The sequence below is a fragment of the Streptomyces sp. NPDC048295 genome (genome assembly GCF_040652135.1).
In the GTDB taxonomy this organism is placed as follows: Bacteria; Actinomycetota; Actinomycetes; order Streptomycetales; family Streptomycetaceae; genus Streptomyces.
In genome coordinates this window covers 1-15,682 of record NZ_JBEZLL010000047.1, presented here as the reverse complement: position 1 = coordinate 15,682, position 15,682 = coordinate 1, and the positions used below count along the sequence as shown (strand labels likewise).

13 protein-coding genes are annotated in these 15,682 nt (G+C 71.2%); 7 read left to right on the top strand and 6 right to left on the bottom strand.

Going from position 1 to position 15,682, the window contains the following annotated elements:
* Positions 1 to 26 precede the first annotated feature (26 nt).
* A complete protein-coding gene (locus AB0D53_RS39725; protein ID WP_362454248.1) occupies positions 27 to 470 on the bottom strand; it encodes a hypothetical protein in 444 nt (147 codons plus the stop codon).
* 504 nt (positions 471 to 974) lie between these two features.
* On the opposite strand from AB0D53_RS39725, the gene AB0D53_RS39720 reads away from it, so the two are divergent.
* The 4 genes from AB0D53_RS39720 to AB0D53_RS39705 are packed head-to-tail and all read left to right on the top strand — an operon-like array spanning position 975 to position 5,292.
* Complete coding sequence (locus tag AB0D53_RS39720) at positions 975 to 3,836, top strand: nitrate- and nitrite sensing domain-containing protein (protein ID WP_362454237.1); 2,862 nt, start codon at positions 975 to 977, stop codon at positions 3,834 to 3,836.
* A complete protein-coding gene (locus AB0D53_RS39715; RefSeq protein ID WP_362454236.1) occupies positions 3,833 to 4,276 on the top strand; it encodes a roadblock/LC7 domain-containing protein in 444 nt (147 codons plus the stop codon). The genes AB0D53_RS39720 and AB0D53_RS39715 overlap by 4 nt, the downstream gene beginning before the upstream one ends.
* Positions 4,277 to 4,283: 7 nt before the next feature.
* On the top strand, positions 4,284 to 4,706 hold the full coding sequence (locus tag AB0D53_RS39710) for a DUF742 domain-containing protein (protein ID WP_072489358.1): 423 nt from the start codon (positions 4,284 to 4,286) through the stop codon (positions 4,704 to 4,706).
* Positions 4,687 to 5,292, top strand: coding sequence for an ATP/GTP-binding protein (locus tag AB0D53_RS39705; protein WP_362454235.1), 606 nt, complete (start codon positions 4,687 to 4,689; stop codon positions 5,290 to 5,292). The genes AB0D53_RS39710 and AB0D53_RS39705 overlap by 20 nt, the downstream gene beginning before the upstream one ends.
* Positions 5,293 to 5,419: 127 nt before the next feature.
* Here the strand turns inward: AB0D53_RS39705 and AB0D53_RS39700 are convergent, their stop codons facing one another.
* Both AB0D53_RS39700 and AB0D53_RS39695 read right to left on the bottom strand, forming a co-directional pair.
* Positions 5,420 to 5,791, bottom strand: coding sequence for a DUF962 domain-containing protein (locus AB0D53_RS39700; RefSeq protein ID WP_362454234.1), 372 nt, complete (start codon positions 5,789 to 5,791; stop codon positions 5,420 to 5,422).
* Between the two features lie 118 nt (positions 5,792 to 5,909).
* Entirely contained in the window at positions 5,910 to 6,716 is an 807-nt protein-coding gene (locus tag AB0D53_RS39695) for a M15 family metallopeptidase (RefSeq protein ID WP_362454233.1), read from the bottom strand.
* Between the two features lie 57 nt (positions 6,717 to 6,773).
* Between AB0D53_RS39695 and AB0D53_RS39690 the strand changes: the two genes are divergently transcribed.
* Positions 6,774 to 7,355: an NUDIX domain-containing protein gene (locus tag AB0D53_RS39690; protein ID WP_362454232.1), complete on the top strand. Its 582-nt coding sequence runs from the start codon at positions 6,774 to 6,776 to the stop codon at positions 7,353 to 7,355.
* Positions 7,356 to 7,392: 37 nt separating this feature from the next.
* Here AB0D53_RS39690 and AB0D53_RS39685 read toward each other — a convergent pair whose 3' ends face one another.
* Entirely contained in the window at positions 7,393 to 9,744 is a 2,352-nt protein-coding gene (locus AB0D53_RS39685) for a TIM-barrel domain-containing protein (RefSeq protein ID WP_362454231.1), read from the bottom strand.
* Positions 9,745 to 9,977: 233 nt separating this feature from the next.
* On the opposite strand from AB0D53_RS39685, the gene AB0D53_RS39680 reads away from it, so the two are divergent.
* Both AB0D53_RS39680 and AB0D53_RS39675 read left to right on the top strand, forming a co-directional pair.
* Entirely contained in the window at positions 9,978 to 11,954 is a 1,977-nt protein-coding gene (locus tag AB0D53_RS39680) for an acetoacetate--CoA ligase (RefSeq protein WP_362454230.1), read from the top strand.
* Positions 11,955 to 12,021: 67 nt separating this feature from the next.
* Positions 12,022 to 12,921, top strand: coding sequence for a hypothetical protein (locus AB0D53_RS39675; protein ID WP_362454229.1), 900 nt, complete (start codon positions 12,022 to 12,024; stop codon positions 12,919 to 12,921).
* A gap of 64 nt (positions 12,922 to 12,985) precedes the next feature.
* On the opposite strand, the gene ptsP is transcribed toward AB0D53_RS39675, so the two are convergent.
* Together ptsP and AB0D53_RS39665 are read right to left on the bottom strand one after the other, a co-directional pair.
* Positions 12,986 to 14,656 (bottom strand): phosphoenolpyruvate--protein phosphotransferase, encoded by a 1,671-nt coding sequence (gene ptsP / locus AB0D53_RS39670; RefSeq protein WP_362454228.1) that lies wholly within the window; start codon positions 14,654 to 14,656, stop codon positions 12,986 to 12,988.
* Positions 14,657 to 14,732: 76 nt separating this feature from the next.
* Positions 14,733 to 15,182 (bottom strand): PTS glucose transporter subunit IIA, encoded by a 450-nt coding sequence (locus tag AB0D53_RS39665; protein ID WP_362454227.1) that lies wholly within the window; start codon positions 15,180 to 15,182, stop codon positions 14,733 to 14,735.
* Positions 15,183 to 15,682 lie beyond the last annotated feature (500 nt).

The window sequence follows — 15,682 nt, the reverse complement described above, 5'->3', positions numbered from 1 at the left end:
CACTCGCGGCTGCGGCCCGCCGTTGCTCAGGCCCGTGAGAGGCGCTCCGCGCCCCGGCGGCGTATCCGGGCCTCGTCCCGCTCCGCGGTCCTCTCCGCCCGCCGCGCCCTGCGCCGCTCACGGCGCAACTGCCGCGCCGAACTGCTCGGCACCGAAATCACGCCGTTGCGCTGGTTCCAGACCTGCCGGGTGACCCAGACGTCCAGCACCGACCAGGTCGCCACCACGGTGCTGGCCACGCTGCTCAGCACCATCGGAAAGGCCAGCCAGGACCCGGCGAGCGTGCACAGGAACGCCACCATGGCCTGGATGATCGTCAGCGACATGATGAGCACGGCACGCACGGCGGAGCCGCGCACCGGGTCCGGCATCCGCCGTCGTGCCGCGGGTTCTTCCACCCACAGCTGCTGGCGCGGGATCGCAGCCCGGCCCGTGGCCGAACCCGCCGTCACGGCCGGCGCCGACGGCACCGCTCCCCAACGCTGTTCCGTTTTCAAGAAATCTCAACTCCCCACCGCTGCCCGACTTCAGGGTTGCTGCCCGGCATGCGCCGTTTCTACGCGGGCGGATCGGACCATCCTGCCTCGCGGCGTCCGCCCCGCGACGCCCGCCCGGCGGATCGGGCATCGCGACCCCCGTCATGATCCCCCCGAACAGGCCCTGGCCCTGCCCGTGTTGCCCCTGCCCCGTACAGAGAGACGAGTGAAGCGCGGTGAAGATTCCCCCGAGTCGGTATGAAGCGAAGAATTCCAGCCAACTGCCCTGGGGGGCAGGATGAAGTCATGGCTGGGCTCTTCTGCCGCTTTCGCGAATTTCATTGCCCGGAATACCAGGACAACCCGTGACCAACGCCGGATAGCGCGGCTGAAAATCATCCGAAAGACTCTTCGAGTTGTTACTCCGTCAGTAGTAGGCTCGCGCCGTTTGTTGACGAAACACGACCCCCGCCCCGCGGGGTCGAGCTGGGGGAGTCCATGCGCTTTCGCGGAAAGTCCATCCGCAGGAAGATCGTGGCGCTGCTGCTGGTGCCCCTCGTCTCCCTCACCGGACTCTGGGGATTCGCCACCTACCTGACAGGGCGCGAGGCCCGTCACCTGCTGAGCGCGAGCACCATCGTGGAGAAGGTCGCCCACCCTCTGGAGGACACCGTCCGTGCCATCCAGGACGAGCGCCGCCAGACTCTGGTCTTCCTCGCCGACCCCAGGGCCTCCGACGCGCTCCCGCTCCTGCAACGCCAACGCGCGGCCACCGACCGCGTCCTCACCGGCGTCCAGGACAGCGCCCGGCAGAAGGACATCCGCGACGCGCTCGGCTCCGAGGACGACGCACAGCTGAACTCGATCCTCGGCACCGTCGAGGGCCTGGGCGCGCTCCGCGAGTCCGTCGACCGGCGCAGCATCGACCGCTCCAAGGCGATGGAGTTCTACGGCCGGCTCATAGACCCCTGCTACCGCTTCCTGACCGGCCTCCGCACGATGGAGAACGTGTCGATGGACAAGCAGGTCCGCGCACTGGTCGGCATCTCACGGGCCCGCGAAATGCTCTCCCGCGAGGACGCCCTGGTCGCCTCCTCGCTGATCGCCGGACGGCTCACCGCCTCCGAACTCCGCCAGATCTCCGACCTCGTGGCCAACCGCAAGCTGCTCTACGAGATCAACGCCGACGCGCTGCCCGCCTCCGAGCGCCGGCGCGTGGAGCAGTACTGGGCGGGTCCGGACAGCGAGCCGCTGCGGACGGCGGAGAAGACCCTCATCGACGGCGGCCCCACCCAGGACCCGCGCGCCGTCGACGCCGAGCGCTGGCAGGAGGCCGTCCCTCCGGTCCTGGAGCGGCTGGCCAACGACTCCACGGAGATGAACACCCGTTTCCAGGACCGAGGCAAGCCCGCCGGCTACAGCGTCCTGATCCAGGCCGGTATCGCGGGCGTCCTCGGCTTCCTCGCCCTGATCGCCTCGGTGTTCGTCTCCGTACGCATCGGACGGGAGCTGATCCGGGACCTCTCCCGGCTCCGCAAGGACGCCCACGAGGTCTCCGGTGTGAGGCTGCCGAGTGTGATGCGCCGCCTCGCTGCCGGGGAGCAGGTCGACGTCGAGACGGAGGCCCCGCACCTCCAGTACGAACGGGACGAGATCGGCCAGGTCGGCCAGGCCCTCAACACACTGCAGCGGGCGGCCGTCGAGGCGGCGGTCAAGCAGGCGGACATGCGGCGCGGCGTCTCCGAGGTCTTCGTCAACCTCGCCCGCCGCAACCAGGTGCTGCTGCACCGGCAGCTGACGCTCCTGGACGCGATGGAGCGCCGCACCGAGAACACCGACGAACTCGCGGACCTCTTCCGCCTCGACCACCTGACCACCCGCATGCGACGCCATGCCGAGGGCCTGGTGATCCTCTCCGGCGCGGCCCCGTCCCGCCAGTGGCGCAAGCCGATCCAGCTGATGGACGTGGTGCGGGCGGCGGTCGCCGAGGTCGAGGACTACGAGCGGATCGAGGTCCGCCGGCTGCCCCGTCTCGGTGTGGGCGGCCCCGCCGTCGCCGACCTCACCCATCTGATCGCCGAACTCCTGGAGAACGCGACCGTGTTCTCGCCCCCGCACACCGCGGTCCAGGTGCACGGCGAACGCGTCTCCAACGGCTTCACGCTCGAAATCCACGACCGCGGCCTCGGCATGCAGGCCGAAGTCCTCCTGGACGCCAACCTCAGGCTCGCCGAGACCCCCGAGTTCGAACTCTCCGACACCGACCGGCTCGGCCTGTTCGTGGTCAGCCGGCTCGCCCAGCGCCAGAACGTCCGTGTCTCGCTCCAGACCTCTCCGTACGGGGGCACGACCGCCGTCGTCTTCATCCCGGCGGCGCTGCTCACCGACGCACCGGACACGCACGGCACCGGCTTCCGCCTCGACCGCCGCGCCGAGCGGGCGATCGGCAGCGGCGACAGGGCGGCCGGCGAGGTGTCCGGCGGCGACCGGGACCGCAGGGACGGCACACCGGACCGCCGGGCCGCCGGCAGGTCCCCGGGCCTCGCGCCCGTACCGACGGGCCTGGTCGACCCGGTCCTCCTCGACGGGCCCGTCGAGCTCGAAGGGCCCGTCGGAACCCTGGGTTTCGACGGTGACCCCGCGCTCGATCCGCTGCTCGACCCCCTGCTGGGCGGCACCTCCGACATCGACGACACCGAGAGCGAACGCGGCGGCATCTTCCGCGCCCGCGACCTCCGGCGCGAGGCCGACCGGGACCAGCACCAGCAGGCCACCGACCACTCGGCCGAGCCGACGGCCGGCGTTCGTCCGATGCGCCCGGCCGGCCCGGTGCCGCTGCCCCGCCGCAAGCCGCCGACCCTGATCACCGACAACGGCCGCCGGGTCGACGAAGCGGGCCGCGCCCGTCCCACGAGCGCCGGGCCCGGCATCCCGCAGGGCTCCGCCGACGCGGGCGGACCCGCCACCCGCAGCACGTCCCCCGACGACGGCGTTACGCGTCCAGGGGCGGCCACCGAACCCCGGCAGCCCACCGGCTTCCGGAAACCCACCGAGCCCGCCACATCCGAGGATTCCGTGTCCCGAAGAGCCCCGAGCGTCCGGGAGACCGTGGGTGGTCTGCCCCGTCGTATCCGGCAGGCCAGTCTCGCTCCGCAACTGCGCGAGGAATCGGTCGTCCGCGACACCGAGCCGGCCCGAACGGAACCGGACCAGGACTTCGAGCGTGATGCGGAGGAGGTGCGCAGCCGCATGGCTTCGCTCCAGCGCGGCTGGCAACGCGGCCGACGGCAGAACGCCGAGGACGCGACCGGCCCCGGTGACACAGCACAAGGAACCACTCCGGGAGGGGACGGTCGATGACCGCACCGAACGTCGAAGCAACCAACGCCGCACGCCAGGGCTCCGGCCAGCTCAACTGGCTGCTCGACGAACTCGTCGAGCGCGTCGCCAGCATCCACAAGGCGCTGGTGCTCTCCAGCGACGGCCTCGCCACCGGCACGTCGAAGGACCTGACCCGTGAGGACAGTGAACATCTGGCGGCCGTCGCCTCCGGATTCCACAGTCTCGCCAAGGGGGTCGGCCGGCACTTCGACGCGGGCCGGGTCCGTCAGACCGTCGTCGAACTCGACGAGGCGTTCCTGTTCGTCACGGCGGCCGGTGACGGCAGCTGTCTCGCGGTCCTGGCCGACGCCGACTCCGACGTGGGCCAGGTGGCGTACGAGATGACGCTGATGGTCAAGCGCGTCGGCGCCCACCTGGCCAACGCTCCCCGGACGACCGGTCTGTCCGCCGGGGGGTGAGTGAACGGTGAGCGCCGAATCCTCCAGATCTCCGGCAACGCCCACCGACCCGCAGGCCTCGCGCTGGTACGACGCCGAAGCGGGGCCGGTGGTCCGTCCGTACGCGATGACCCGGGGCCGGACCAGCAGCGCCTCCCGTCATCGGCTCGACCTGATCGCGATCGTCGTCCCCGAACCCGAGGCCGACGATCCCGGCCGGGACCAGACGCTCTCCCCGGAACACGTGGAGATCATCGAACTCTGCAATGGCATGCCCCAGTCGATCGCGGAGCTCGCGGCCGGCCTGGACCTCCCTGTCGGGGTGGTCCGGGTGCTGGTCGGCGACCTCGTCGAGGACGAGCTGGTGCATGTGACCCGTCCCGTTCCGCCGGCCGAGCTGCCGGACGTGAACATTCTTCGCGAGGTGATCAATGGCCTTCGGGCGCTCTAGCCGCAAGAAGCGGCCCGTGGAGCCCGTTACCCTGAAAATCCTGGTTGCGGGCGGCTTCGGAGTGGGCAAGACGACTCTGGTCGGCGCGGTCAGCGAGATCAGGCCGCTGCGTACGGAGGAACGACTCAGCGAGGCGGGCCGCCCGGTGGACGACCTGGCGGGTGTGGAGGCGAAGACCACCACCACCGTGGCCATGGACTTCGGGCGGATCACCCTCCGCGAGGACCTTGTGCTGTACCTGTTCGGCACTCCGGGGCAGGACCGTTTCTGGTTCCTGTGGGACGAACTGGCCCAGGGCGCGCTGGGGGCCGTGGTGCTCGCGGACACCCGGCGGCTGGAGGACTGCTTCGCGGCGGTCGACTACTTCGAACGCCGCGACATTCCGTTCACCGTCGCCGTCAACTGCTTCGAGGGAGCCGACAAGTTCCCCACCGAGACGGTGCAGGCGGCACTGGACCTCGACCCGGACGTGCGGGTGCTCATGTGCGACGCGCGCGACCGCGGCTCGGTACGGGACGTGCTGGTGGCCGTCGTCGAGGACGCGGTGACACGCGAGAACCGTGTCCGGGAGCCCGCCGCGACGTAGCGACCCTCCCGGCCGTCCAGGACCGGACAGGCCCCGGACGACATGGCCCGTACCCCCGCGGACCGGGGTACGGGCCATGCGCCGTCGTGTGACCGGGCCAGGAGTTCTCTCCTGCCGTGACGGACCGTCAAGATCCCTGGCACTCCTGGCGGCAGCCGTTCTCGGCGAGCCACTCGGCGGCCGTCTCGGCCAGCTCCCGGTCGCGTCCCGCCAGCATCATCCGGATCATCTGCACATCGCCGCGGAGCGACCAGGCGGGGTGCCCGAACGTGGCCGGATTGTTCTTCTCGATCAGGAAGTGCGCGGGCCAGGCGGTCCCGTACCCGATCAGCGGCAACGCGACCGCGTACCTCTTGCGCCCCCGCGCCAGACCGTAGGCGGTGACCGCGAGCCCGGTCAGGGTGCCCGTCAGATGGAGCCAGCGGGTCGCGGCCCTGGAGTGCATCGCCACGTAGTAGGGCCAGAACTCTTCGTAGGAATCGAACGTCTGCTGTGACATACGGGCACCGTAGTGGCTGGGACCGCAACCGGACACGGCCGGTCCGCGTCCGAGAGGGAGAAGCGGGCGGCCGGAACCCACGGGGGTGGTTCCTGCCGTCCGCTTCCGCGCACCGGCGTCAGCGCCCCGCGACGGACCGCCGGGCCACCGGGAAGTCGAAGTAGGTGTCCGGGAACAGCTCGGGTTTGAAGGTGTAGTGCCACCATTCCTCGGCCAGATTCACGAAACCGGCGTCCGTCAGCGTCCTCTTGAGGAACTGCCGATTGGCGCGCTGCGTTCCCTGGATACGCGGGTCGTCGGTGTGGGAGAGCGTGTCGAAGCAGTCGAATCCGGTTCCCATGTCCACGGAACTGTCCGGGAACCGCTCGGCCGCAGGTGCGTAGCAGGGCACCTGCGGGCTGCCGGGCCGGTACGGCGGGGTCGGCGCGGCGGGCAGCTTCACCAGCGTCAGATCCACCGTGCTGCCGCGGCTGTGCCCGGACTTCTCCGCGATGTAGCCGTCCGCGAAGAGCCGCGTCTTGTCGACCCGGGGGTAGAACTCGCCCTTCATGGTCTCGTCGTCGAGGTCCTTCGCCCACCGTACGAAGTGGTCGACCGCCCGCTGGGGCCGGTAGCAGTCGTACACCTTCAGCGAGTAGCCCCTGCGCAGCAGCCGGGTCTGCGCGTCGTGCAGGGCCCGGGCCGCGGGCCGGGCCAGGATGCAGAGCGGCTTGCGGTAGCCGTCCACCGGGACGCCCATGAAGTTGTGGGCGGTGGGGTAGCGCATCTCCTGGATGATCGTCGGATCCACCGAGCTCAGCGCCACGAACTCCTCGGGTGCCTTGGGCTCGGGCCGCGCCCGGGCCGTGGGGGCGGCGGCGGTGACGGCGAGCAGGGCGGCGGCAGCGGCCGCCAGGACACGGAAAGCGGAAGCAAGACCTGTCATGAGCACATAATCCAGTAGTACGGGGGAGTCCGCCGGACGATCCGGTACAGTCCGCGCGTGTCCGAGCCGAAGAGCAAGCCCGACAGCGAGCCGGGGAGCACGTCCGGAAACGAGCCGGGGAGCAAGGCAGGGAAGCCGGCCAAGGACTCCCACTGCGGCAGCTGCGGAGCGCCCTACGGGGCCTCCGTCACCTGGCCCCGCACCTGCACCGCCTGTGGCAGCACCGCCTACCGCAATCCCCTGCCGGTCGCCGTGGCCCTGCTCCCCGTCACCGACCACGACGGCACCGCCCTCGTCGTGATCACCCGCACCATCCCGCCCCACCGCGGCGGCCTCGCCCTCCCCGGCGGCTACATCGACCACGACGAGGACTGGAGACACGCGGTCGTTCGGGAACTCGACGAGGAGACCGGCATCGCAGCCGACGAACGGGAGGTCCGCCTCGCCGACGCCCTCAGCGCCCCGGACGGCCACCTGCTCCTCTTCGGCCTCCTCCCGCCCCGCCCCGCAGCCGCCCTCCCGCCCTCCGGCCCCACCGCAGAGACCTCCGGCCACCAGCTGCTCCGTGCACCCACCGAGCTCGCCTTCCCCCTTCACACCCGAGCCGTCCGCACCTGGTTCGACGGCGGCTACCTCTGACCGGCCCCACGACCCCCGCGCACGCCACGGACCGTCCTCACAACCCCCGCACCCGCACCGGGTGGCGCACCGACCCCTCCACGCCCTCCCGTTCGACCACGACCCGCCCGTCCACCCACCGCGACGTGTACCGCTCGACCTCCGCCCGCTCCCAGCCGTCCCCCGCGTCCAGGACCACCGGCCCGCCCCCGCTCCGCCCCGCCGCCGGGGCCCACACCTCCAGCTCCACACCACCGTCCGCACCTCGCACCGGCAGCACCGAACCCGCCCGCGCCAGCACCGGCACCCGCGACAGCGGCGCATCGAGCAGCACCTGCCCCGGCCCCTCGTACACCTCACCGGTCACCGTGTCGTACCAACGCCCCCGCGGCAGCCGCACCGCCCGGCGATCCACGCCGCGCTCCAGCACCGGAGCCACCAGCAGGGCGTCACCCAGCAAGAACGCGTCCTCGCAGTCCCGCAACGCCCGATCCCCGGGCGAACGCCACCACAACGGCCGCACATACGGCGCGCCGGTCAGCCCGGCCAGCCGCGACAGCGTCACGAAGTACGGGCGCAGCCGCTCCCGCTCCTCCAGCGCGACCCGCGCGTGCTGAAGCACCTGCGGCCCGAACTCCCACGGCTCCCGCCGGCCCGCGTCGATCGCCGCATGGGTACGGAACAGCGGCAGATACGCACCCAGCTGGAACCACCGCAGATACAGCTCCGGCGACGGCGAGCCGTCGAACCCGCCCACATCGGGCCCCGAATACGGCACCCCGCACAGGCCCAGCCCCAGTACCAGCGCCAACGAGGCCCGCAGCCCCGGCCAGCCCGTCGCCACGTCGCCGGACCAGGTACCCCCGTAGCGCTGCATCCCCGCCCAGCCGGAACGCGAAAAGAGGAACGGACGCTCCTGGGGCCGCAGCCGGCGCAGCCCCTCGTAGCCGGCACGCGCCATCGCGAGCCCGTACACATTGTGGGCCTCGCGGTGATCACCCCCGCGCCCCTCCAGGAAATGCCGTGCCGAACGCGGCAGCGTCGGATCCCCGAATGCCGCGAACGAGGCCGGCTCGTTCATGTCGTGCCACACACCGGAGAACCCCTGCGCCAGCCGCTCCTCGTACAGAGCGCCCCACCACTCCCGCACCCGCGGATCAGTGAAGTCCGGAAACACGCACTCGCCCGGCCACACCTCCCCGCGCACCACACGCCCCCGCGCGTCCCGGACGAACGCGCCGCCGTCCCCGACCGCCGCCCCCGCGTCGAACACCGCGTTCCCGGGCTCCGCCTTCACCGCGGGATCGACGATCGACACCAGCCGCACCCCGTCCTCCCGCAACTCCTTCGCCAGGCCCGGCAGATCGGGGAAGCGCGTGTGATCGACGGTGAACACCCGGTGCGCGTCGTAGTGGTCGATGTCCAGGTGCAGCACGGACAGGGGCAGCCCCCGCTCCCGGTACCCGGCGACGATCCGCCGCACCTCCCGCTCGCTCCCGAACCCCCACCTGGCGTGCTGCGGACCCAGCGCCCAGGACGGCGGGAGCGCCGGCGCACCCGTGAGCGCCGTCCAGCCCCGCAGCACCCGGGCCGGCGTCCCCGTCACCACCCAGCAGCGCAACGGCCCCCCGTCCATCCGCACCTCGCACGTCCCCGGCCGGTCGTGGCCCGAGCCCGCCCCCTCCTCGCCCTCGCGCAGCGTCACCCGCCCCGACCAGGAGTTGTCGTGGAACATCAGATGCGTCCCCGCGTCACCGACCACGAGCTGCACCGGCATCGTCAGATACAGCGGGTCGTCACCGGGCCCGAACCGCCCGCCGGGATCGGTGTTCCACAGCCCGTACACCCCGTCCCGCAGCCGGGGCCCCGACGCCCGGCCGCCGAGCCCGAAGAACCGCGCGTCCGCCGGCACCTCGGAACGCTGCACCCACCGGGCACCGCCACCCGCGACCGGCTCCCACCAGCGCGGCGGCAGCGCACGCCGGAGCACCACCCCGCCGGGCGTACGCAGCTCCACGGCCCCGTGCCGCGACACCGCGACGGTCAGCCGCTCCGACACCACCTGCCAGCCCCCGTCCTTGTCCGGCTCCAGTACCGCCCGCGGATCCGGCTCCGGCGCCGCACCGGGCAGCGCGTACGACGGCAACGGCTCCGCCCCGTCCCAGCCCCAGAACACCGCACCGCCCACCGCCACCCGCACCCGCAACTCCGAGCGCGCGAACCGCACCACACCCCCACCCGGCTCCGGCTCCGCCCCCACCACGGGGCCGGGCACCCGCGCCCGCTCCGCACCACGCGGCGGCAGCGCCCGCGCGTCCGCACTCCGCCGCCGCCAGGAGGAGCGCACCGTACGCAGCCCCCGCATCGAACCCACCATCTTCACCGAGCGCACCAGGTCACGACCGTCCATGCGGCTCACCCTGCCATCCGACGGGCCGGACGAGGGCTCCGTTCAACTTCCGTTCACCCGGGGCCGGACCAGTGGCCGGACCACATGTACGGACACACGACCATGGGTGGGGAACCCTGGTGCGAAAGACGATCACATGGCATCGTCCGTAAAAGCCGCCTCACGCGCACACCCCAGCACGTGTGCGCGACCCACGCCCATCCCGCGTACCCGTACAGCCAGGGAGCCGCCCCATGACCGCCGCAGCCCACGAAGCCCCGCTCTGGCAGCCCGGCCCCGACCGCATCGCGGCCGCTGCCGTCACCCGCTTCCAGAGCTGGGCGTCCCAGCGCTACGGAGCACCGGCCGAGGGCGGCTACCCGGCACTGCACCAGTGGTCCGTGACCGAACTCGACACCTTCTGGCGGGCCGTCGCCGACTGGTTCGACGTACGGTTCTCCACCCCGTACGAGACCGTTCTCTCCGACCGCACCATGCCCGGCGCCCAGTGGTTCTCCGGCGCCACCCTCAACTACGCCGAACACGCGCTGCGCACCGCCGAGGACCCCCTGCGCACGGACGCCCCCGCCCTGCTCCACGTCGACGAGACACACACCCAGATCCCCGTCTCCTGGTCGGAACTCCGCCGCCGGGTCGGCTCGCTCGCCGCCGAACTCCGCGCCCTCGGCGTCACGCCGGGCGACCGCGTCAGCGGCTACCTCCCCAACATCCCCGAGGCGGTGATCGCCTTCCTCGCCACCGCGGCCGTGGGCGGCGTCTGGACGTCCTGCGCCCCGGACTTCGGCGCCCGCAGTGTCCTCGACCGCTTCCAGCAGGTCGAACCCGTCGTCCTCTTCACGGTCGACGGCTACCGCTACGGAGGCAAGGAACACCACCGGGCCGACACGGTCGCCGAGCTGCGCCGCGAACTGCCCACCCTGCGCGCCGTCGTCCACATCCCGCTGCTGGGCACCGAGGCCCCCGAGGGCACCCTCGAATGGTCCGCCCTCACTTCCGCGGACACCGCGCCCGTCTTCGAGCAGGTCCCCTTCGACCACCCGCTGTGGGTGCTCTACTCCTCCGGCACCACCGGGCTCCCCAAGGCGATCGTCCAGTCCCAGGGCGGCATCCTGCTGGAACACTTCAAGCAGATCGGCCTGCACTGCGACCTCAGCCCCGAGGACCGCTTCTTCTGGTACACCTCCACCGGCTGGATGATGTGGAACTTCCTCGTCTCCGGCCTCCTCACCGGAACCACCCTCGTGCTGTACGACGGAAGTCCCGGCTACCCCGACGTCAGCGCCCAGTGGCGCGTCGCCGAACAGACCGGAGCCACCCTCTTCGGCACCTCGGCCGCCTACGTCATGGCCTGCCGCAAGGCCGGTATCCACCCGGGCCGCGACTACGACCTCTCCCGCGTCCAGTGCGTCGCCACCACCGGCTCCCCACTCCCGCCCGACGGCTTCCGCTGGCTCCACGACGAGGTGGCCGACGATCTGTGGATCGCCTCCGTCAGCGGCGGCACGGACGTCTGCAGCTGCTTCGCCGGCGCGGTCCCCACCCTCCCTGTACACATCGGCGAACTCCAGGCCCCGTGCCTCGGCACGGACCTCCAGTCCTGGGACCCGGCCGGCCGGCCACTCATCGGCGAGGTCGGCGAACTCGTCGTCACCGCGCCCCTGCCCTCCATGCCCATCCGCTTCTGGAACGACCCCGACGGCAGTCGCTACCACGACAGCTACTTCGACATGTACCCCGGCGTCTGGCGTCACGGCGACTGGATCACGATCACCGACCACGGCTCGGTCGTCATCCACGGCCGCTCCGACTCCACCCTGAACCGCCAGGGCGTACGGATGGGCTCCGCCGACATCTACGAGGCCGTCGAGCGGCTCCCCGAGATCCGCGAATCCCTCGTCATCGGTCTCGAAGAGCCCGACGGCGGCTACTGGATGCCGCTCTTCGTCCACCTCGCCGAAGGCGCGCGGCTCGACGACGAGCTGCGCGACAGCATCAAGCGGACCATCCGGGAGAACCTCTCCCCGCGCCACGTCCCCGACGAGGTCATCGAGGTCCCCGCCATCCCGCACACCCTCACCGGCAAGCGCATCGAGGTCCCGGTCAAGCGGCTCCTGCAGGGCACACCCCTTGCCAAGGCGGTCAATCCCGGCTCGATCGACAACCTCGAACTCCTCCACTTCTACGAGGAGCTCGCCCGCACACGTGACTGACCGTCCGCACTGTCAGTGCCCCTGATTACTCTGAGTGAGCAATGATCGACGGCGCACTGGGGGATTCATGGCGCACATCAGGAACAACAGGCACAGCACATCCGTGCGACGCGCGCTGCGCCGCGAAGCAGCCAGCACCATCGGCCTCCTGGCCGACGAGCAGGACTTCGCGGCGATGCGGCGCTACCGCACCTTCGCCTTCGACGACCACACCGCCTATCTCCAGCAGGTGGAGAGCCTGCTGAAAGCCCTCTCCGCACAGGGCATGCACGCCACGGTCGCCCTCTTCGACCCCGAGGAGTACGCGGAGTTCTGCGCCGAATCGGGAATCGCACCCGACACACCGGCCAGCCGCAGCCGCTTCACCGCCGAGATCGCATCGGCCGGCGCCACCGTCGCGTACACCGGACAACCCATCGACACCCTCATCCCGCTCCTGGTCGGCCGGGCCGTCCGCCGGGCCACCTGGGAGTACGCCACGACGCTCCTGGCCGGCCTCGGCGAGTGCGCGGACTGCGGCCAGGACATCGGCCACGCCGCCTTCGACCGCGCCTCGCACCTGCTGCTCCGCATCCTGGAGACGGCGGGCCCCGGCACCCACCACCTGGTCTGCAGCACCCCCACCGACAACGAGCACCTGCTCGCCGTCCTGCACACCGAGCGCGGTACCACGGGCCCCGCCCGGCTCGAATCCGAGGAGGGCGCGGAGTTCGTCACGGTGCTCGCCGTGGCCGTCGCTCTCGAAAGGCCCGGGGGAGTCGTGCTCCGTACGAGCAGCGCCGGCGCCCAGGACCGGGTGCACGGCTGGCGGCTGACCCGCGGCAACCTGGTCCCGCTCAGCGCGGGTGAGGTGTTCAGCGCCTACTGCACCGATGCCGTCACCGGCGAACCGGTCGCCCCGGAGCCGCACGTGGAGTACTGCGCGGGCTTCGACCTCGGCGCGGACGAGCCGGAGGCGCACCACTGACGAGCCGAAGGGGCTCCCCGCCACCACCGGCAGGGAGCCCCTTCACCACAGAAGGCAGCGCGGACTACTCGCCCGACAGCACCATCTGAGCCGCGACCCGCGCCTCCTCGGCGGAGTCCGCCGCACGAGCGGCGGAAGCGGCGCGCTCGCACTGCGCGAGTGTGTACTTCGCCAGCGTGGCGCGTACATAGGGAATGGACGCGGCACCCATCGACAGGGAGGTCACACCCAGCCCCACCAGGACACAGGCCAGCAGCGGATCGGAGGCGGCTTCACCACAGACACCACAGCTCCTGCCCTCGGCCCTGGCCGCCTCCGCCGACAGCGCGACCAGATCGAGCAGCGCGGGCTGCCACGGATCCTGCAGCCGTGACACCGCTCCGACCTGACGGTCGGCGGCAAAGGTGTACTGCGCCAGGTCGTTGGTGCCCAGCGAGAGGAACTCCACCTCCCGCAGGATCGAACGCGCCCGCAGCGCGGCGGACGGAATCTCCACCATCGCACCGAACTTCGCCTGCAGGCCGGCCTCACGGCAGGCGTCGGCGAAGGCCTTGGCATCCGCACGGTCCGCCACCATCGGCGCCATGACCTCAAGGTGTACGGGCAGCCCCTGGGCCGCCTTCGACAGCGCGGTCAGCTGGGTACGCAGCACATCGGGGTGATCCAGCAGACTCCGCAGCCCGCGCACACCCAGCGCCGGGTTGGGCTCGTCCGCCGGAGTCAGGAAGTCCAGCGGCTTGTCGGCCCCGGCATCCAGCACCCGCACGACGACCCGTCCCTCGGGAAACGCCTCCAGCACCGCGCGATACGCAGCGACCTGCTTCTCCTCGGAGGGCGCCTGCGTGCTGTCGTCCAGGAACAGGAACTCGGTACGGAACAGCCCCACGCCCTCCGCGCCGGCCTCGACCGCCGCCGGAACGTCGCCGGGCCCGCCGACATTGGCGAGCAGCGGGACCCTGTGACCGTCGGAGGTGGCACCCGGACCGGATGAGGCCGACAGCGCAGCCTTGCGCGCCGCAGCGGCACTCTCCATCTCGGCACGCTTCTCGGCGCTCGGCTCGACGAAGATCTCACCGGTGCTGCCGTCCACGGCGACGACCGTGCCCTCGGCGAGCTCACCGGCACCGGGGAGCGCCACCACGGCGGGAACTCCGAGCGCCCGGGCGAGAATCGCACTGTGGCTGGTCGGCCCGCCCTCCTCGGTCACGAAGCCGAGCACCAACGCCGGGTCGAGCAGCGCCGTGTCCGCGGGCGCCAGGTCCCGGGCGATCAGCACATAGGGCTCGTCGCTGTCCGGCACACCGGGCATCGGCACACCGAGCAGCCGGGCCACGATCCGGTTGCGCACGTCATCGAGGTCGGCGACGCGCCCTGCCAGGTACTCCCCGGCATTGGCGAGCAGCGCCCGGTACGCGGCGAACGCGTCGTAGACAGCGCGCTCGGCGGTGCTGCCGACGGCGATGCGCCGCTCCACGTCGGCCATCAGCTCGGGGTCCTGCGCCATCATGGCCTGGGCCTCGAGCACATGCTGAGCCTCGCCACCGGCCAGGTTGCCGCGCGCGATCAGGTCGGCCGCCACGGCCTCCACGGCCTGCCGTGCGCGCCCCTGCTCGCGCTCGGCCTCCTCGACGGGAATCTGCTTGGCCGGCGGTTCGAGCACCGCCGTACCCATATGACGCACCTCGCCGATCGCCACCCCGTGGCTCACACCGACGCCTCGCAGCGTTGTCTCCATTTCACCCGTCTCCGGTCGTGCGGTGGTCCGTGCCGCCGCGGTGGATATCCAGTCGGCCGTCATCGCGCCGAACTCGTCACTGCCAGCCGAACAAGGGGTCGCCGACCTTCACGTCGCCGGCCTCGCGGACTTCGGAGAGGGATTCAGTGGTGGCCTCCAGCGCCACGACCGGACACACGGGCGACTTGCCGGCCGCCTCGACGCCCGCGGGGTCCCAGCGCACGATGCCCTGACCGCGGGTGACCGTGTCCCCCTTGTTCACAAGGAGCTCGAAGCCCTCGCCGTTGAGCTGAACGGTGTCGATGCCGAGGTGCGTGAGAACACCGTGACCGTGCTCGTCCACGACGACGAACGCGTGCGGGTGCAGGGAGACGATGATGCCGTCGACAGGCGACACGGCCTCGGAGGGCTCGCGCACGGGATCGATGGCCGTTCCAGGTCCCACCATCGCGCCGGAGAAGACCGGGTCGGGTACCGCAGCGAGCCCGATGGCGCGTCCGGCAAGAGGGGACGTCACAGTGGTCATAGGGAGCCTCCCAGGGGTGGAGCTTGATCGGCGCCGTCACAGCCTGTGGGCGACGGCGTGCTGTTCAGCAGCGTAAGTCATAAGAAGTGCCGGTTCTGCCCGAGTCCTGATGGTTCGCGGCCTTAGAAGCGCACCGGAAGGGATTTGCCTCGACTCCCGGCGGCCTGTACTGTCGTACTCCTGCCTGACCCCAACACGACTTTGAGTCGGGGGTCGGCGGCGACTTTCAAGCCCCGACTCTAACCGGACTCGGCACCTGCATGCCTGCAGGGGCTGGTCAAGGAAAGCGAAAAGGCCTGATAGAGTCGGTCTCGCCGGAAAGGGAAACGCGAAAGCGAAGAACTGAAAAGCGCAGAAAGAATTCTCCTGCTCCGCAGGGGGCCCGCTTCGACCGGGTATCGGACGCGAAAGAGTCTGATAGAGTCGGAAACGCAAGACCGAAGGGAAAAGCCCGGAGGAAAGCCCGAGAGGGTGAGTACAAAGGAAGCGTCCGTTCCTTG